Origin of the sequence: Enterococcus hulanensis (genome assembly GCF_005405485.1) — a bacterium.
Classification (GTDB): Bacteria; Bacillota; Bacilli; order Lactobacillales; family Enterococcaceae; genus Enterococcus_A; species Enterococcus_A hulanensis.
On sequence record NZ_BJED01000028.1, the window covers coordinates 15,541 to 34,741 of the forward strand.

Sequence of the window (19,201 nt, forward strand, 5' to 3'; positions counted from 1 at the left end):
GACTGCTTCTTTAATAGCAGTTTCTCGATCAGACGGCATTTTATTTTTTACTGCGACGTGTTCGGGTAACAGCTGTCGCTTCTTCTTTTTTAGCCAAAAATTTCAAACGATAAGGCTCATGATAACGAACGCCTTCCCTAACAAAATCCCCGCCGACAATAAATAATCCAATTGGTCTTAATGGTTCGGTTTGTCGGATTGTCCCAATGGTTTCCAGTTCACGATAATTTTTTCCAATTTGTAACTGATATGTTCCTGCGTCTATCTGCTTCACATAGTAATAAGGATACAATGTATTCTCTTCAATCAAGAAACCCTCTTGCTTCGTTAGATCTCTCGTTGTAATTTCTTTTCCCTCAATCAATGCTTGAATGTTTTCTACTAAAATCAATTGATAGTCTTCATTAAAATCAACTGGGACTTCCTCGGCCTGTTCAAAAACTTTTTTCTGTTTTTTAGACTCTTCATTTTGAATATTAAACGCATCGTCCGGTAAATATTTAACGAAAAGCTGCGTGATATCCCCTTTTAAATTTTTATCCAAAAAATAATAGAAGAAATTCAAAACAATGAAATAGACCAATCCAATAAAAACCAAACTGTAGATCACTAATTGTATATAATTTTGGTTCAGCCAAAGGCCATAAACGATTCGCAAAATATAAACAGTTGGAATAATGCTCAATAACGTATACGCTCGATTCGAATATTTAGGACTGATATCCAAGAAGCCTAAAAACTTGTTTAATCCATTGATAACATCTAAAAGTATTGTCATTGATTATCACCCGCTTCTGAGTCAGCAGGTTCATTCGCTGGCTGCTGTTGTTGTGTTGGTGTTGTTTGTGATTCTACCGTTGATGAAGACGGAACAGTGGATTCACTAGGGATTGAAGATTGCGAATTTTCGATTTGATCGCTTTCAATCGTGCTTTCCCCTGCATTATTGTTTACATCAGGTTCTTCAAGTGACGACTGCTCATTAGTCGTTCCTGTCTCATTCGTCATACTATTTGAATCAGAAGAAGAATCGGTCATACTGGTGGTAGAAGATTCTGTCGTCGGTGTCGTAGCCTTCACCTGACGATAGCTGGAATTATTCAAAATTCCAGACGTTGTAGCAATCAAAATCGACAATGTTAGAAGAGCAATCGGCTTCAAAATCGGTGGCACTTTGCGCATCTGATCCTTCCTTTCTATAATTGATTTGTTTAATAACTAGTTTTATCATTGTAAAGTTAGCTTTTGTTTAGGATTCTGTGAAGATTCTATGTAGATTTCTGAAAAATTTCGCAAGCGCCATTAGTCAGTGAGAAAAAATAAAAAAGCCAGCAATCGAATTTGATTGCTGACTCGTAAGTGCAATTATTTCACTTCTTTATGCAAAGTAACTTTGCGTTCGCGTGGGCAATATTTCATTTTTTCCAAACGATCAGGGTTGTTACGTTTGTTTTTATTTGTTAGGTAGTTACGTTCTTTACAAGAAGTACATTCTAAAGTGATGTTTACGCGCATGATTTTCCCTCCCCTGCAAATACAAGTTTTCCAAGATATTTCTCAGACTTTGATATCATATCATGTTTTTATTTCTTTGACTAGTCTTTTTGCTATTTTTGTTAAGTAGTTCTACTTGACGTTTTTAAAGCTGCACTTCAATGTCCTTAGCAATATCTTCTGGCTTCGTTTGCGATGCATAGCGTTTTACCACGTTTCCTTCACGGTCGACGAGAAATTTTGTAAAATTCCATTTGATTGCTTTGTTAAGTAAACCACCTTGCGCACTCTTCAAGTAGCTGTATAACGGATCTTCGTTTTCTCCGTTCACATCAATTTTAGCAAATGTTTGGAAGGTTGTATGATATTTCAACTGACAAAATCCCGCCACCTCCACATCGGTCCCTGGTGCTTGATTTCCAAATTGGTTGCAAGGAAAATCCAGAATTTCGAATCCGTTGCCTTTATATTGGTCGTATAAATTTTGTAATCCTTCATATTGTGGTGTGAAGCCACAACCAGTTGCGGTATTGACAATCAAAAGAACTTTTCCTTGATAATCTGATAAAGACTTTTCGTTTCCATCTGTTTGTTTCACTTCAAAATCGTAGACTGACATACTTAGCACTCCTTTTTGTATAAATTATTCAAGTTAAAATTTCAGCAAAAAAAGCTAAGGAGCATCGCTCCTCAGCTTTATTGTACGCCATATGTGTCGGCAAATGCATTTATTATGTCTTTTGCAATGGCTTTGTTCGTATCGTCATGTTCTTCATCCAAGTTTGGCAGCATCACACTAATGGCAATTTGAGGATTGTCATAAGGTGCGTAAGCCACGATATTACTATTGATGGTGTTTGTACCATCCTTTGCTACCGTTTCGGCCGTACCTGTTTTGGCAGCCGGATCTAGTTTAGCAGAAGCTAAATCTTTAGCAGTAGTATATGGATCTGAGCCATGGACCGCTTGGTAGAAACCTTGCTTAATGATTCCCATCTGTTCAGCTGTAATATTGACTTGATCTAGCTTCTTGCCAGTGATTTCTTTTTGCAGAGCTCCTAAGCCGCCGCTGTCATTATTGCCATAGATTCCCTTTACAACATGAGGAGCAATTCTTGTACCGCCATTGGCAACAGTTGAGGCATATTGTGCCAACTGCATCGGTGTATACGTATCGTACTGTCCAAATGACAAGTCAAGCAGATTACCGCCACCAGGTGCATTATCTGTCCCAAATTGGTCATTGACTAAACCGGGAGATTCATTCGGTAAATCAATCTGCGTTTTTACCCCCATACCATATTCAGCGAAAGCATTCCGCAACTTATCGTACATTTCTTTGGAAGATGCACTTTCAGGTAAAGTCATATTCTGCTGGTATTCAACCCCCAGCATCCGCAAGACGATCTGCATCATATAAGCATTGGAAGACCATTCAAGAGCTTTTACTGTATTTAGAGGAATTTGATTCCCTAAAGCTTTATTATAGATTGATCCTTTTAGTGCTGTACCGGATAATTTAATCGGCTGATCAATCAACGTATCATTTCCTGTTATTGCACCAGTTTGATAGCCCGCTGTAACTGTCCCTGCTTTAACTACCGAACCTGGTTCAAAAGCACTAGTGATCGTTCCTAAAGTATTTTCTTCTATTTCTTTACTATTAGCATCATGAGTGAAACCAGTCATCGCTAAAACTTCACCGGTATTTGGATTCATCGCGACAGCATAGGCACCTGGTGAATATCTCGCAACACCGCTATCGACTAATCCCTGATAATGCTTTTTCAGAATATCTTCGACCTTTTTCTGGAAGTCTGAGTTGATTGTTAGGACAATATTTGACCCTTTTTCACCTTTTTTGACTTCTTCCTGCTTCTCGATATTCCCATTCTGATTCAAAGTAACTTTGTACTCGCCTTTTTTCCCTTGAAGCTGTTCTTCATATTGCTTCTCTAAATAGCTCTTACCAACACGATCATTGCGGGCATAGCCTTTTTTCAACAGAGCATCTGCTTCTTCAGCGGGCAGGCCCTCTTTTTCAGTAGTGATCGTTCCTAAAATACTTTTCAATGAGCCTTCAAGTGCATCATTATATGAGCGATCCCAGTCAAGACCTGTCGATACACCAGGCAAGTCTGAAGCACGTTCGGCAACCACCGCTAATTCTTCATCTGTCACACCTTCATTTTTTATAAAGACGGTACTAAGTGATGAAGCAGCATTCATTCGTTTAAAGATCGTTGCAATTTTCAACTGTTCATCATTGAGTTGAATTTCGCTGTCTTTGACTTTATCGACTAATTTTTGATATTCATTCGTAGTATCAAGATTCTTTTCTTTGAAAGATAGCCGTTCTTCGGCTTCCTTCAGATGGTCCTCATCGGCTAACCAATAATCCTTTTTATCACGCGTACTCAAATTATCATCTGCCGGCACATCAATTAAATTATTTAATTCAATCGCCAGTTTAAGAATGTCCTTAGCTTCCATCTGATTTCCGCGAGTAAAGGTAATCGCACGATTTGCTGTATTTTTGACCAATGCTGTTCCGTTGGCATCATATATCTCCCCACGAGGCGCATTTTCCTTTACAGTGATAGTTGTTGAAGCCTTCATTTCGGCTTTCATCTTGTCACCTTCAACGATCTGCAAGTAGCCTAATCGTGAAACTAGGATTACAAACAAGCCAAAAATGACAAAAAACAGAAAGTTCAACCTAAAAGGGATATGGCTTTTATTTTGATTACGTCCGCCTTCGTCCGCAAGCTTCAATTTTTCGAAAAATTTCTTAAATGGATTCGTTATTTTCATTCATCTGTTCCTTCCACTTTGACAGTTACTTGTCTTATTGTAGCCGAAAAAGGATTTTTTCAAAAGGATTAATCGTAGTTCCTTTACGATAGTTTAAAAACTTTAAGTTCTTTTACGTTTAAACAACCAAAGTGTTTCACACAAACAATTATTTTTTTATCGCATATCCATTCGTTTGCATAATAGCTGGATTTCATACAAGCTCAAAACTCATATTCCGTGAAACATTCTTTTTCGATTTTATTTGTGGAAAACTCCTGCAATTTAAACAGCGGCTATTACGCATTTTCTTTAAAAAGTTTTCCACAAATGAATTGGAATTTCTCGTACGCTGCTTAATTCTACTAATTGTTTAAAATTGATTTGAGCACAAAAAAAACGGTGAGCGAACTCACCGTTTTAGCTTAATTACGACTTAGGTTGTCAATATCATCTTTGATTGCTTCAACAAACATATTCAAATCTTGTACTTCTTGTTCTTCGCTACCATAGCGGCGAACATTAACAGAAGCATCATTCACTTCCTTGTCCCCGATTACTAATAGGTAAGGAATTTTTTGTGTTTGTGCTTGGCGAATCTTGTAGCCAAGTTTTTCATTGCGGTCATCAACCTCAACACGCACACCTTCACGAACCAAACGATCTTTCACTTCATATGCATAGTCACCATGATGTTCTGGTGATACCGGCAAGATCGCTACTTGCTCTGGAGCTAACCAAGTTGGGAAAGCACCTTTATATTGTTCAATCAAGTAAGCAGTAAAGCGTTCCATTGTTGAAACGACACTACGGTGAACAACAACTGGACGATGTTCCTTACCATCTTCGCCGATATAAGTTAGATCAAAACGTTCAGGCAATAAGAAATCGAATTGAATAGTAGAAAGTGTTTCTTCTGTTCCTAGTGCTGTGGATACTTGAACATCCAGCTTAGGACCATAGAAAGCAGCTTCGCCGTCAGCTTCAAAATAATCAAAGCCGGATTCATCCATTACTTCCTTCAACAGACCTTGAGATGTTTCCCACATTTCATCGTCGTCAAAATATTTTTCAGTATTTTCAGGGTCGCGATAGCTTAAACGGAAGCGATAATCTTCGAAACCAAAATCTTTATATACTTCTAAGATCAAATCTAACGTACGGCGGAATTCTTCCTTGATTTGGTCTGGGCGAACAAAGATATGCGCATCATTCATTGTCATTTCACGAACACGCTGCAATCCTGATAGTGCACCAGATTTTTCATAACGATGATCCATGCCAAGTTCAGCTAAACGAATTGGCAATTCACGATATGAGTGAATATGGTTTTTGTAGATCATCATGTGATGCGGGCAGTTCATTGGACGCAGCACCAATGATTCTTCGCCATCACCCATATCCATGATTGGGAACATATCTTCTTTATAATGATCCCAGTGACCAGATGTTTTATACAAACCAGTATCAGCTAAAACTGGAGTGTAAACATGTTCATAGCCCATTGAGATTTCTTTGTCAACGATGTAACGTTCAATGATCCGACGAATTGTTGCACCTTTTGGCAACCAGAATGGCAAACCTGAGCCTACTTCTTGAGAGATCATAAACAAATCTAATTCTTTTCCAAGTTTACGATGATCCCGTTCTTTGGCTTCTTCACGCATCTTCAAGAAATGATCTAAGTCTGCTTGGTTGAAGAAAGCCGTTCCGTAAATCCGTTGCATCATCTTGTTATCAGAATTTCCACGCCAGTAAGCACCTGCAACAGATAACAATTTGAAGATTTTAATTTTTCCTGTTGATGGTACATGCGGGCCGCGACATAAGTCAGTGAATTCCCCTTGTGTATAAGCAGTGATGACTTCATCTTCAGGAAGATCAGTGATTAATTCTACTTTATAAGGATCGTAGCTAAAGAAATCCAATGCTTCTTGACGACTCATCACTTTACGTTCGATTGGCAAGTTTTCTTTAATGATCTTTTTCATTTCTTTTTCGATCGCTGGAAAATCTTCTTCGCTGATTTGGCTTTCGCCATTGTCAGTATCGTAATAGAACCCTGAATCAATCGCTGGTCCTACACCAAAATGCATATTTGGAAACAGGCGGCGGATTGCTTGCGCCATTAAATGAGCGCTGGAATGACGAACAAGCGGTAAAGCTTCTTCATCTTTTTCAGTCACGATTTTTAATTCCGCATCTTCTTCGATTGCACGATTTAAATCTTCTAACTCGCCGTTTACTACGACAGCTAATGCTTTTTTGGCTAATGAACTAGAGATACTTTTTGCGATCTCTAAACCAGTAATACCATTATCAAACTCTTTTGTTGATCCATCTGGAAATGAAATTTTTACCATCCTGTACTTCCCCCTTAATTAGTTTTGATTGATAAAAAAAATCCTAGTACCGATAATCGGTACTAGGACGAATAAACGTGGTTCCACCTAATCTTTGAGCAGAATTTCTGCCTCTCACAAGCGATAACGGCGCTGCCCGCCTCTGCATTTATGCAGAAGTCTCTGAAAGTGGTCATCCCTTGTGCTTGTCTGGAAAAGTTTCAGCCGTGCTTTTCCTCTCTGATAAACAGCTTTCAAGTTCAGGTGTCTTTCTTCATCAATCAATTACAAGGTAATTATAAACACTTATTGATTTGAAATGCAAGTATAAGATGAACTATTATTTCCACTTGCCGCCTTGTGCGTATTTTCCTTTTTGCATTTCATTGATGATGACGTGGATATTTTCTTTAGGGGCACCTGCTGTTCTTGATATTGCTTCGGTTACCTCTTCCACCATCTTAGTTAATTGTTCCTCTGTTCTTCCTTCGACTAACTCAATGTGAACAAATGGCATAATGAATCGCTCCTTTGACTTTTATATTCTTTCGTTTCATATTTTATCATAATTAGGAATAAAATGAGTCTTCTACCTACATCTCTATTTTTTTCAAAACTTTAAATGATATTAACTGATATCCGACATAGCTGTCGGTAATTATCAAACGAGCCAATTGCTTTTATTTCCTTTAAACCTATAAACATTTCTCCATTAATTTAAAATGTCTCATCAAAAATTTTCGATTTCAAGTACTAACCTTTACAAAAACATTTTCCTGAGTCAAATCGTTATTGATAGCCCTTTCTCCATGGTAAAGTATAGGCATAAGAATGGGGGAAATAATATGGATATCTATTTGCACTTTAAAGATCAGGCAACAGAAGCAATCACTTATTACGAAAAAGTATTCAAAACAGAACCCGCGAAAATTATGACCTTTGGCGATATGCCCCACGACGATGAGCACCCTGTTGATGAAAATATGAAGGATCTAGTAATGAACTCGAATCTGAAAATCAATGATACCAATGTCATGATTTCTGACAGTCCTGAAGGCATGGCTCCTCCGTTAATCATCGGAAATAATGTCGCTTTAGTTTTCAATGCAACTAGTGTTGAAGAAGCCACAGAAATATTTCAACTATTAGCAGAAAAGGGGGTTGTTTTATTACCCCTTGAACAAACCTTTTGGGCAGAATTATACGGAATGGTCAAAGACCGATATGGGGTAGTTTGGCACATTAATCTCTATTAATAAGAAAGGATGATCTTACATGGAACAGCAATTTGGCTGCTGTCTTTGGTTTGATGGTCATTTGACTGAAGCGGCTGACTTTTATTTAAAAACATTTGAAGACAGTAAAAAAATAGATGAGACTCATTATATTACGGATGAACACGGAAAAATCGGCGACTTGTTAACCATCGCTTTAGAATTAGCTGGATGCGAGTTTCTTTTATTGAATGGCGGATCAGATTTCAAACCGACACCTGCGATTTCCTATGTCGTCAACTGCGAAAATGAAAAACAGTTGAATGACGTCTGGAGTCGGTTGAATCAGGATGGAGAAACTTTGATGCCCTTAACTACTTATCCTGAGCTTGGAAAATTTGGTTGGACGAATGATCGCTATGGCTTTTCTTGGCAAGTTCGCTTAGGCGACAGCTTGCAAACAATAGTTCCATGTATCATGTTCGCTAACGAAAACTACGGTCTGGCTCAAGCGGCAATTGACGAGTGGATTGCCGCTTTCGGTGGAAAACAGACCTTTGTGATCAAAGGAAAGGAAGATCGTCTGCGTGCCTCCGGCTTTCAACTTCGCGGACAGGAGTTGATTATCATGGATAGTCCAGAAAAACACGATTTTGATTTTTCTATGGGAAATTCCTTTTACTTTTATTTTAAGGATCAGGCAGATATCGATCATGCTTGGGAGGCAATTACTCGTGACGGCAAAGAATGGCCTTGCGGCTGGATGGAGGATCGCTATGGCGTCTATTGGCAAACAGTTAATCAAAAATTGCTGGACTGGACCAATGACCCAGACTTAGAAAAGGCTCAGCGTGCAACGCAAGAAATGTATAAAATGAAAAAAATCGATCTCGCTCAGATTCAACGAGCACACGACGGATTAAACTAATTTCAGTAAAAGGAGATGGGACTGCCTGTCTCCTTTTTTTGCTGAAATCAGCCTTTTGCTTCTCCTCACTCTTATGTGATATACTATTATGCTGTTATAAACAGTTGACGGAAAAACAAAGGAGGATGCTCAATGAATGCGAGAGAGTATGAACAAGAGCACGTCCAACAGACAAGCGCTTTGATCCAACAAGAAATTGCATTTTTAGACAACCAAAAGAAAGCAACAAAATCAAAATTTGATAACGATATGCGGGAAAATGCCGGGCAAAGAGTTCAAGGCGGTTCCTTTGAAGCATTGGCGGAAACAATGGCGGAAACACGCCAACACGAAGCCGAACTGCTTTTACGCTATCAAACATTTGCCTCACAGGAAAAGCGGCAAAAAGTGTTGAAATTAATGGGTGCCAATCCTTATTTTGCGCGAATTGATTTCAAAGAAGATCAAGAAGCAGAAACACTTTATCTAGGTATCGCCTCTTTGCGTGACACTCAAGAGGAAACAGTCGTCATTGATTGGCGCGCTCCAATCGCTAATCTTTATTACGAAGGAACTTTAGGTCAAACACAATATGAGGCTCATGATGCGATTATTCCTATTGAACTCTTATTAAAACGTCAATTTAAAATTCGCGAAGGTCAAATCTTATCGATGGTTGATACCTCAGAGGCAATTAATGATGATTTTCTATTGGAAATTTTAGACGAGGCTTCTTCTAACCATATGAAGAATATCGTTGCGACGATTCAACATTCACAAAATGAAATTATTCGTGATACAAATAGTAAAGTTTTAGTCGTGGAAGGAATTGCCGGCAGCGGAAAAACTTCCGCTTTACTTCAACGGGTCGCTTACCTGCTTTATCATAATCGGAAATGGCTGGATAATGAGCAAGTCTTACTATTCTCACCTAACCACATTTTTTCGGATTATATTTCAACTGTCTTACCTTCACTTGGCGAAAGCGGCATACCAACTGAAACATTCAAGACTTTCTTAAGTGCCCTATTGCCTACTTATCAGATTCACACAGAAGAAAGCCACGAAGAGGTCTTTCTTTCAGGGCAAGATGACCGCGTATTACGCGCAAAGAGCAGTAACGCAATCGTGCAAGAATTGTACAAATATGTCGAACGGATCACAGACCTTGGTCCATTGTTCCGCGACCTCAAGTTGAACCAAGATGTTTTGATCTCGAAAAAACAAATTCGCAATTGGTATCAAGAAGCCAATCCTGAATTACCAATGTATCAGCGGATGCAGTTATTACAGACGAAGCTCTTGAAAAAGTTGGGCGGCTTAGAAAAAGATGAAATGAAAAAGGATTGGGCTAAAAAAGCCGCAGATGAATTAGTTGAAGCGGTATTTGCGAATAATCCCGATATGGAAGATTCCGAAAAAGCAGAACGTCGTTTACGGCGGCAAATGGCGCAAAAAGTCGTCCGTAAAAAAATGCGGCCGATCCGCAGACAAATCAATCGTTTTGCTTTCATTAATTACGCAAAACAATACCTGCACTTTTTACAAAATGTGCCAAACCAGTTATTGGTCCACTATCAATTAACAGAAGAGCATTGGAAAACGATGCTTGAGGAATTGCGCAATGATTTCAAACGGAAGGATATCAGTTTAGAAGATGGGACTTTGATGTTTCTTTTAATGAAATCCATCCATCCGTTAGACGTGAAGCAAAAAGCTCGGTTCATTTTTATTGATGAGATGCAAGATTTCTCGCCAGCGCAAGTCGCTTTATTACAAAACCTATATCCTAAAGCTACTTATACTTTATGCGGCGACTTGAACCAGAAAGTTTTCGGCAACGAAAGTATGGTTCATTCTTTAGAAGAGATTTTCCCAGATCAAACCTTGACTCACTTTGAATTAACGACCAGCTATCGTTCGACCGAAGAAATCACTAACTTTGCAAATCAATTCTTAACTCAGGAAAACCGCGTCGAATTGACTGCGCGTGTTGGTGATCTGCCAAAGGTTTATTATGCAAATGATTCTCGGCAAATGATCGATGGTTTGATTCATCAGATTGAAGAAACTTCAGAGCTGGCCAAATACTGGCGAACAGCAATCATCGCAAAAACTGTTGAAGACTGCCAGGCGCTCTATGAACAATTGACACCTGAACAAAAAGATCAAGTCCAATTGCTGACGGATGAAGAAGACTTTATGAAAAAAAGTCTGATCATCATTCCTACTTATTTAGCAAAAGGCTTGGAGTTCGATCGCGTGTTCGCTTGGAATGTTTCACCTGAAAATTATCATACTGAACAGGATAAACTAATTCTCTACACCGTTTGCACCCGTGCAATGCATGAATTGAATCTTTTAGTCATTGGTGAAAGAAGTCCTTTACTAGAAATGGTGCCAGAAAATCTATATGTTCAAGAATCATTAAACTAGTATCTCTCAGACAAAAAACAAAAATAGCCGACCAAATCTAAAAAGATTTGGTCGGCTATTTTTATTTAGATTAATCGTCTAATTCAACGTTATGATAGACCTGTTGAACATCTTCTAGTTCATCCAGCACATCAATCATTTTTTCGAATTTTTCTAAGTCTTCCCCAGTTAAAGTTACTTCATTTTGAGGAATCATTTGCATTTCCGCAACTGTAAATTCTGTAATGCCTTTTTCTTTCAAGGCTTCTTGAATCGCATTGAAGTCTTCTGGTTCGCCGTAAACAATAATTTGGCCTTCTTCATCTACAACATCGCGAACATCAATCTCTTTATCCATCAAATACTCCAAGATCTCATCCGCGTCATCCCCAGCAAAACCAAATAATGCCGTATTGTCGAACATATAAGCAACCGCACCAGAAACACCCATGTTCCCGCCATTTTTACCAAAAGCAGCGCGAACATCTGAAGCTGTTCGGTTTACATTGTTTGTCAAAGCATCTACGATGACCATCGAACCATTCGGTCCAAAACCTTCATAACGCAATTCTTGGAAAGTTTCATCGCCAGAGCCTTTAGCCTTTTCGATTGCTCGATCAATAATATGTTTTGGAACATTGTACGTTTTGGCACGCTCAATTACGAAACGCAATTTTTGATTGGCATGCGGATCAGGTTCTCCTGATTTCGCTGCCGCATAAATCTCGATTCCAAATTTAGCGTAAATTTTACTGTTGTTTGCATCTTTCGCAGTTTTTTTAGCTACGATATTCGCCCATTTACGTCCCATGTTTTCACTTCTCTTTCGTTAATTTCATACTTTCCCATTATAACGACTCACCTGCGCTTTGGAAAGTATTTTTTATGCTCGGATAGGAAATCGACCGATTGTTTGTTCTTTGGGATGAACCAATTGATAAATTTGATCAGCACGATAGGTCAAAAAATGTTTTTCCTTCTCCTGTTGTCCAATCTTTGCGGCAACCGGCAAACTAAACTGCTTTTTCTTTTCATTCAAAAAAGCTTGACCTTTTTCAGTGAAGCCTAATATATGAAGCATTGAATTTTCTTGCTCTTTTTTTATTTCCGCCTCTGTGATTTGCAGCAAAACATACGTTAAGAGCCGTTGAAGCCGCGGTTGAGTATAGCGTTTGGTACTGATGATCTGCAAATAATTTGAAAAGCTATCCGCTTCCTGTTCAATTAAACGATGCTCAAGCCCTTCTCTCATTTGATAAATCTCTCGAAGGCTGGCTAAGGAGCTGGCTCGTAATTGATAATTTAGAAATGTCCATAAATCTGTCCACGAAATATGCGTAGCTCTTAATTCTTCCAGTGTCTCAGTTGGGACAAATGAAGAAACATTCTCATCAGCCAAAACAGCCTGCCGAATTCCAGTAGCACTTGCAAACTGGTCCACAATCAATGATTCATCATGATATCCTTGATCTTTTCTAGCCAAAGGAAAAATTTCCATCGGATGCTCATAAAGAGCATTTTCCTTTGCATAGCTTAGGCCTAGAATATGATTCGGAGGGAAATCTTGGGCCTTCGGATATAACCGTGAAACAACTTCTGCCATTTTTTCTGGATAACTCCAGCCAATTGGCAACTTATGGAATAATTGGTCGATCGCAGCTTTCTCTTCAATGAAGAAACGGCCATAAGCAGCATAATCAAATTGAGATTCGCTGTCAGTACCAAAACATAGCGCATCACAGGTCAACGCTTGTAATAGTTTGATACTGCCCTTCGCAAAATAATCTGCCGATTGGACCGCCCAAGAAAACGGCAATTCAACAACCAGATCAACACCATTTTGTAATGCTGCCTTGGCTCGCGCCCATTTATCAATGATTGCCGGTTCCCCACGTTGTAAAAAATTGCCGCTCATGACTGCGACAACAACCTCTGCACCACTTAACTTACGAGCCATCTGCGCATGATAACGATGCCCATTATGAAATGGATTATATTCTACTACGATCCCGCAACTTCGCATATTGTTGCCCCTTTCTAATAACAAAAAAACCGAGATTCCTCTCGGCTATTTTTGACAGACAAAAAACCAGCGTTTACTTGTCTCCATTGGTTCATCGTCCGTGAAGTCTGCAAAAACTTCCACCTTAAAACCAACCTCAGTCAGCATTTTTTGATACATTTCCAAAGAATAAGTTCGTTCTTTATGAAGTTCATCGAATCGTTCGAACATCTCGCCTTCCTTTTTTACAAAAAAGGTCAAAAAATGTTCAATGCTATGGGATGAATCACCAGAATAACTATCCCAGAGAAAAGCAAAGTCTTCGGTTTGATCATGAAAACTATAATCGGGAAAAACTTCATCTATCTGATAGATCGAATGAACATCGAAAATAAAGGTTCCCGATTCCTCCAATAGCTGATAAACACCCTTGAAAACTTGTTGGACTTGCGTAGCATCCTGCATATAGCAAAGCGAGTCAGAAAAACACGTCACAGCTTGATATTTTCCAATATCAGTTAAATCCAGCATATCTCCAGCAACCCAGTTGATAGAAACATCCTCTTGTATTGCACGATCACTGGCCAATGTCAGCATTTCTTCTGACAAATCTAAGCCCGTCACATCAAAACCTTTTTTAGCAAACTCCACTGCTAATGCACCGGTTCCGCAAGCCAGTTCTAAAACTTGGTTCGTAGCCTTTGGCAAATGACGCAATGAAAAATCCAGCCATTGCTGATACAAAGAATCATCCATTACCTCATCATAGACAAAAGCAAAGGTCTCATAAGCCATTAGTCCAACCAAGCCTCGATATTTTCAAGCGGTGCATCCGACCATAATTTTTCTAAATTGTAAAACTCACGTTCTGAAGTACTGAATACATGTACGATCACATCGCCTAAGTCGATCAAGACCCATTTTCCACCATCTTTTCCTTCGACACGTTTCACTTCAACTTGAGCTTCTTCTTCTTTATCGACAACCTCATCCACGATCGCATTGATTTGACGATCAGAGTTAGCTGAACAAATCATGAAATAATCCGCCAATAATGATACTTGTGAAACATCTAATGCCACGATGTCAACCGCACGCTTTGAATCGGCTGCCTTCACGGCAATTTCTAACATATTTTTACTCTCTATGATAATTCTCCTCCTTATTTCTTACCATCTACATTCTCTCTAAAAAACTTAAACATTTCAATAATTGTTAAGAATAAGCTCTCTTATTTATTGTATCCCGGCAACCCAACGATTATAAGTTTCGATCGTTTTCGGGTAAACAGGATTCTCTGCTTCAACTAAATGTGCCAGAGTATGCTTGGTTTCAAAGGCAACAGCCTGATCTAAGTCACTAAAAGCAATAACCCGCGCATCTTCTACCCCAGGAAAATTTCTCCCAGGTTCAATATAGTCTGCCACATAAATAATTTTATCTAACATAGTCATCTCGGCTGCCCCCGTGGTATGAAGACGAATCGCGTTTAGGATTTCCTCATCGGCAATCTTCAACTCCCGAGCAACAAAATCAGCACCGACCAGTCCGTGCCAGATGGCATTGCCATACTTTAACAATTCCGTTTTATTTTCATAATCCCCTTGCTCGATAGCAAGTTGAAATTCCTCATCAGATCGTTCCTTCGCATAATCATGTGTCAATGCAGCGATGCTCGCCTTTTCCGACGATTCACCAAAACGCTCGGCTAAAGCCACAGCCGTTTCTTCTACACCTAACACATGTTTAAACCGACGTTCGCTCATTCGCATTTGAACAGCTTGCATCAATGCTTCACGGTCCATTGCTGTATACTTATCACTATATTTCATCAAGATACAAGCCTTCTTCCGTGATATATTCCCTTACCCGATCAGGTACAAGATAACGAATCGAACAACCTTGTTTAACTTGTTTGCGAATATATGAAGAAGATAGCTGTATCTCAGGAACATCTACCCAAATAATCGGATAAGGACTCTCCGGAGCATAGCCAGCCCGTTTCACACCCACAAAGTTGACGATCCGAACTAATTCATCGATTCGGTGCCACTTAGGCAGATAAGCCACTTCATCCCCGCCGATAATAAAATAATATTCCGTATCAGGATTTTCTGCTGTTAACTCCAACATCGTATCGATTGTATAACTCTTACCCTTACGCGCTAATTCTCTCATATCGACTGACAAAAATGAATTATCTTCAATCGCTAATTTCACCATCGCCAAACGATGTTTACTATCGATCGTCTTCTTTTCATCTACATGCGGCGGCAAATAACTCGGCAACAGATGCACTTCATCAAATCCCATTTTTTGCCCGACCTGTTCCGCAATCATTAAATGCGCGTGATGAATCGGATTAAAATTCCCACCTAACAGTCCAACCTGCTTTTTAGGCATTGCGGTATCTGTCATTGGTTTGACTTTTGGAATTGTTAAGACATCTTGATACAACGGTTATTCCCCCTCGTTTTTGATAAATTGACGTTTAAATGCCTCGAACTTCTTTAGATATTTTTTGATATTTTTCCTTGCTTGAAGCTTTATATAAAACCAGCACACGTCCAATAATCTGAACAATTTCACAGTTAATTCGGTCTTCTAAAACATGTGCCACCTCTTCGGCAATCTCATCTGTATTCTGCAATAAATTAATTTTGATTAATTCTCTTTTTTCCAACGCTTCAGCGATTTGAATGATCACTGCATCATTGATCCCATTTTTGCCGATTTGGAAAATCGGCTGCAGATGGTGTGCTTGACTGCGCAAGAAACGTTTTTGTTTTCCTCTTAATTCCATTAATACTCCCCTTATTCGGATAAAAGTTTTTTAGACTAATGCTTTACGGGTCAATACATCCACGCCTTTTGGCGCCCAACCAGCAACGACTGCTGGCTTGGATACTGTAACCCAACCTAGTCCAGCAAAAACAATATCGGTTTTTTCTTTGATTGAAAATTCAAACCGGACTAATTCAGGAAAATCTGCTACCTCATCTGGACGTGGAGGCTGCAACAATCCACCCACATGCTTTTCATAAAAAGCATCAGCTTTTTCCAATTTTGTTCGATGCGGATCGATATCATTCGACACATATGCAACAAAAGATGCTCGTTCTCCTTGAATAAAATCAAAACGTGCCAATCCGCCTAAAAATAAAGTTTGTCCAGCATTTAGCTGATAAACTTTGGGTTTGATTTCTTTATGCGGTGCGATGATCTTTAGATCTTTTTTACCAAGATAATGAGCCATTTGATGACGATGGATAATCCCCGGTGTATCAAAAAGATAGTGACCATCATCTAACGGAATCTCAATCTTATCTAAAGTTGTACCTGGGAACTGTGAAGTGGTAATCAAGTCTTGGACACCGGCAGTTTGTTTGATGATTTGATTGATTAATGTTGATTTGCCAACATTAGTCACGCCCACTACATAAACATCGCGGCCTTCACGATATTCTTCGATTTTTTCTAATAAATCAGCCATTTCGTTAGATTTACGCGCACTGGTCAATAGGATATCAACTGGACGCAGACCTTCTTCATGAGCACGTTCTCGCATCCATTGTGTCAATCGGCCTCTTTTTAATGACTTAGGCAGTAGATCAACTTTATTACCAACCAGTAATACCGGATTATCACCGACAAATCGGTGCAGCCCAGGAATCAACGAACCATTAAAATCAAAGATGTCTACCACATTCACGATCAATGCATCTGCTTTGCCTAACTCGTTCAATAGGCGTAAAAAATCATCATCAGTTAATGAAACATCTTGAATTTCATTGTAGTGACGAAGACGGAAACAGCGTTGACAATATACTTCACCATTTTCCAAACCCTTTTCTAACGCTGTTTGCGGAGTATAACCTAGTTCATTGGGATGTTCCGTTTGAATTTTTGCGCCGCAGCCGATACAAAATAATTCTTCTTCCATTTATAATTCACTCTTCCATTTCATCTCAGGATCTTTGCTTAATAAAATATGCATCACACGACGTTCAAAGAAACGATTGATTCTTGTATTCCAGCCATCCGTATCAAGAATCGGCCGAACAAGAATACTGCGAATACCCGCTGCACTTGCGCCGCGAATATCAGTCATCACTTGATCTCCTATCATGACGATTTCATCTTTTGAAACACCTAGTTGTCTTTGTGCATTCTTTATTCCTACCGAGAAAGGTTTCATTGCCCGTGAAACAAAATCTAATTGAAAACTCTCTAACGCTTTGGCTACACGACTGGCTTTGTTATTTGAAACGACGACCACAGGAATCCCCGCTTCATCCATCATTTTTAACCAATCAATCAGCTCTTTGGTACCATTTGGATTATTCCAAGCTATCAGTGTATTATCCAAGTCAGTTAATACTGCTTTAAATCCATGAGCCTTCAATTGTTCTGGGGTTATTTGATAAATGGCTTCGACCATCCACGTTGGTTTGAATTTATCTAACATGGCAACTCCTATAACTTTATTTATACTTCTACAAAACCTGATTATAACGCAAATTTTTTGAAAACTCTACATTTGACTACAAAGGTTTAAAAAAAGACTAGGCTTTCTCCGCCTAGTCTCATTAATCTTATAATACTTTTGATAAAAAATCGATTGTTCGGGAATGTTTTGTGTGATCGAAAACTTCTTCTGGCGTTCCTTCTTCAACGATTACACCACCATCCATGAAGATTACACGATCCCCAACTTCTTTAGCGAAGCCCATTTCATGTGTAACGATCATCATGGTCATTCCTTCTTTAGCCAACTGCTGCATAACTTGCAACACATCACCGACCATCTCAGGATCAAGAGCTGAAGTTGGTTCATCAAATAACATAACATCCGGCTGCATCGCCAATGCTCGCGCAATAGCGATCCGTTGCTGCTGTCCTCCAGATAGAGATTGCGGATAAGCATCCGCTTTTTCTGACAACCCGACCTTCTCCAACAATTCCTTAGCAATTTTTTCAGCTTCCGATTTAGTCATCTTTTTAACTTTAATGGGTGATAAAGTGATGTTATCTAAAACCGTCATATTAGGAAATAAATTAAATTGTTGGAAGACCATTCCCATTTTTTCCCGCGTCTTGAAAATATCGTTCTTTTTATCTGTAATGTCCGTACCTTCAAATCTGATCGTACCAGATGTCGGAACTTCTAATAAATTGACACAACGTAAAAAAGTGCTTTTACCAGATCCAGAGGGTCCGATAATTACAACAACCTCCCCCGGAATGATTTCCGCGGATATATCTTTAAGAACTTCGTTGTCGCCAAATTTTTTATTTAAATGTTCAATCTGAATCAATGCTTCTGTCATTATATCCACCTCTTATCGTTGATATCCTTTTCCAAGTTTTTTCTCCCATAAGTTTAGCAGACGCGACGTGATAAATGTCATCACAAAGTATAGTCCCGCCGCCACGATCAATGGTTCTAACGGAATATAGGAGTTTGATACAACAATTTGAGCAGAACCCATTAATTCATTGATTCCAATCGTTGCTAATAAAGAGGAATCTTTAATTAAGGTAACAAATTCATTGCCTAACGGTGGTAAAATATTTCTCAACGCCTGAGGTAAGATCACGTAACGCATCGTTTGGGATGGACGCAGCCCCAATGAGTGAGCCGCTTCAGTTTGACCAAAGTTAACAGCTGTGATTCCGCCACGAATGATCTCCGCCACGTAAGCCCCAGAGTTCAAGGATAAAATGATCATCCCGGGAAATAAACGATTCACACCGACCGATAACACACCAACATCTAAATCTTTTGAAGGAAAGAAGCCTTGCAGAATTAAAAAGCCAATCGTAATTTGCAATAACATCGGAGTGCCTCGCAGCACTTCGATGTAAACATTCGCTAACCAGTTCAATGGTTTGTGTTTCGATAATTTTAGCAAAGCCATTGCCAGACCGATTAAGGTTCCTAAGCAGACTGTCACCAATGAGATGACTACTGTGATCCCTGCTCCGGAAGCAAAGTAAGATAAGTATTTATCTAAAAAAGAAAAGTCCAAAA

21 protein-coding genes are annotated in these 19,201 nt (G+C 39.2%); 3 read left to right on the forward strand and 18 right to left on the reverse strand.

Annotated elements, in window-relative coordinates; translation table 11 throughout:
• Positions 1–40 precede the first annotated feature (40 nt).
• The 7 genes from FFR60_RS21135 to thmT all read right to left on the reverse strand — a co-directional run bounded on the left by FFR60_RS21135 (position 41) and on the right by thmT (position 7,146).
• A complete protein-coding gene (locus tag FFR60_RS21135) occupies positions 41–778 on the reverse strand; it encodes a DUF6681 family protein (protein ID WP_137665705.1) in 738 nt (245 codons plus the stop codon).
• Complete coding sequence (locus tag FFR60_RS21140; RefSeq protein WP_137665706.1) at positions 775–1,182, reverse strand: hypothetical protein; 408 nt, start codon at positions 1,180–1,182, stop codon at positions 775–777. The genes FFR60_RS21135 and FFR60_RS21140 overlap by 4 nt, the downstream gene beginning before the upstream one ends.
• Before the next feature lie 183 nt (positions 1,183–1,365).
• Positions 1,366–1,515, reverse strand: a complete 150-nt coding sequence (rpmG, locus tag FFR60_RS21145) for a 50S ribosomal protein L33 (RefSeq protein WP_010740369.1) — start codon at positions 1,513–1,515, stop codon at positions 1,366–1,368.
• 124 nt (positions 1,516–1,639) lie between these two features.
• Positions 1,640–2,113: a glutathione peroxidase gene (locus FFR60_RS21150; protein ID WP_137665707.1), complete on the reverse strand. Its 474-nt coding sequence runs from the start codon at positions 2,111–2,113 to the stop codon at positions 1,640–1,642.
• Between the two features lie 77 nt (positions 2,114–2,190).
• The gene (locus FFR60_RS21155; protein ID WP_088932955.1) at positions 2,191–4,308 is read right to left on the reverse strand and encodes a penicillin-binding transpeptidase domain-containing protein; all 2,118 of its coding nucleotides are present in this window, start codon (positions 4,306–4,308) and stop codon (positions 2,191–2,193) included.
• A 404-nt stretch (positions 4,309–4,712) separates the two neighbouring features.
• Entirely contained in the window at positions 4,713–6,650 is a 1,938-nt protein-coding gene (gene thrS, locus FFR60_RS21160) for a threonine--tRNA ligase (protein WP_088932956.1), read from the reverse strand.
• Positions 6,651–6,969: 319 nt separating this feature from the next.
• A complete protein-coding gene (gene thmT / locus FFR60_RS21165) occupies positions 6,970–7,146 on the reverse strand; it encodes a 2-hydroxymuconate tautomerase (RefSeq protein ID WP_088932957.1) in 177 nt (58 codons plus the stop codon).
• A 328-nt stretch (positions 7,147–7,474) separates the two neighbouring features.
• Between thmT and FFR60_RS21170 the strand changes: the two genes are divergently transcribed.
• The 3 genes from FFR60_RS21170 (at position 7,475) to helD (ending at position 11,186) form a co-directional block, all read left to right on the forward strand.
• The gene (locus FFR60_RS21170; RefSeq protein ID WP_137665708.1) at positions 7,475–7,885 is read left to right on the forward strand and encodes a VOC family protein; all 411 of its coding nucleotides are present in this window, start codon (positions 7,475–7,477) and stop codon (positions 7,883–7,885) included.
• A gap of 19 nt (positions 7,886–7,904) precedes the next feature.
• Entirely contained in the window at positions 7,905–8,771 is an 867-nt protein-coding gene (locus tag FFR60_RS21175; RefSeq protein ID WP_137665709.1) for a VOC family protein, read from the forward strand.
• A 132-nt stretch (positions 8,772–8,903) separates the two neighbouring features.
• Positions 8,904–11,186, forward strand: a complete 2,283-nt coding sequence (gene helD, locus FFR60_RS21180) for an RNA polymerase recycling motor HelD (RefSeq protein ID WP_137665710.1) — start codon at positions 8,904–8,906, stop codon at positions 11,184–11,186.
• A gap of 70 nt (positions 11,187–11,256) precedes the next feature.
• Here the strand turns inward: helD and FFR60_RS21185 are convergent, their stop codons facing one another.
• The 11 genes from FFR60_RS21185 to FFR60_RS21235 form a co-directional block, all read right to left on the reverse strand.
• A complete protein-coding gene (locus FFR60_RS21185) occupies positions 11,257–11,976 on the reverse strand; it encodes a YebC/PmpR family DNA-binding transcriptional regulator (protein WP_088932961.1) in 720 nt (239 codons plus the stop codon).
• A 72-nt stretch (positions 11,977–12,048) separates the two neighbouring features.
• The gene (locus FFR60_RS21190) at positions 12,049–13,188 is read right to left on the reverse strand and encodes a nucleotidyltransferase (protein WP_137665711.1); all 1,140 of its coding nucleotides are present in this window, start codon (positions 13,186–13,188) and stop codon (positions 12,049–12,051) included.
• 45 nt (positions 13,189–13,233) lie between these two features.
• Positions 13,234–13,962, reverse strand: a complete 729-nt coding sequence (locus tag FFR60_RS21195) for a class I SAM-dependent DNA methyltransferase (RefSeq protein ID WP_137665712.1) — start codon at positions 13,960–13,962, stop codon at positions 13,234–13,236.
• Positions 13,962–14,300 carry a ribosome silencing factor gene (gene rsfS / locus FFR60_RS21200; protein ID WP_088932964.1) on the reverse strand — a complete coding sequence of 113 codons (339 nt, stop codon included), beginning with the start codon at positions 14,298–14,300 and terminating at the stop codon, positions 13,962–13,964. The genes FFR60_RS21195 and rsfS overlap by 1 nt, the downstream gene beginning before the upstream one ends.
• A gap of 102 nt (positions 14,301–14,402) precedes the next feature.
• Positions 14,403–14,999 carry a bis(5'-nucleosyl)-tetraphosphatase (symmetrical) YqeK gene (gene yqeK / locus FFR60_RS21205; RefSeq protein ID WP_137665725.1) on the reverse strand — a complete coding sequence of 199 codons (597 nt, stop codon included), beginning with the start codon at positions 14,997–14,999 and terminating at the stop codon, positions 14,403–14,405.
• Positions 14,989–15,624, reverse strand: coding sequence for a nicotinate-nucleotide adenylyltransferase (locus FFR60_RS21210; RefSeq protein ID WP_137665713.1), 636 nt, complete (start codon positions 15,622–15,624; stop codon positions 14,989–14,991). The genes yqeK and FFR60_RS21210 overlap by 11 nt, the downstream gene beginning before the upstream one ends.
• Before the next feature lie 34 nt (positions 15,625–15,658).
• Positions 15,659–15,970 (reverse strand): ribosome assembly RNA-binding protein YhbY, encoded by a 312-nt coding sequence (gene yhbY / locus FFR60_RS21215; protein WP_137665714.1) that lies wholly within the window; start codon positions 15,968–15,970, stop codon positions 15,659–15,661.
• Positions 15,971–16,000: 30 nt separating this feature from the next.
• Entirely contained in the window at positions 16,001–17,110 is a 1,110-nt protein-coding gene (yqeH, locus tag FFR60_RS21220) for a ribosome biogenesis GTPase YqeH (protein WP_137665715.1), read from the reverse strand.
• Complete coding sequence (locus FFR60_RS21225) at positions 17,111–17,635, reverse strand: YqeG family HAD IIIA-type phosphatase (protein ID WP_137665716.1); 525 nt, start codon at positions 17,633–17,635, stop codon at positions 17,111–17,113.
• Positions 17,636–17,762: 127 nt separating this feature from the next.
• Positions 17,763–18,497: an amino acid ABC transporter ATP-binding protein gene (locus FFR60_RS21230; protein WP_088932970.1), complete on the reverse strand. Its 735-nt coding sequence runs from the start codon at positions 18,495–18,497 to the stop codon at positions 17,763–17,765.
• 12 nt (positions 18,498–18,509) lie between these two features.
• Positions 18,510–19,199: an amino acid ABC transporter permease gene (locus FFR60_RS21235; protein ID WP_088932971.1), complete on the reverse strand. Its 690-nt coding sequence runs from the start codon at positions 19,197–19,199 to the stop codon at positions 18,510–18,512.
• Positions 19,200–19,201 lie beyond the last annotated feature (2 nt).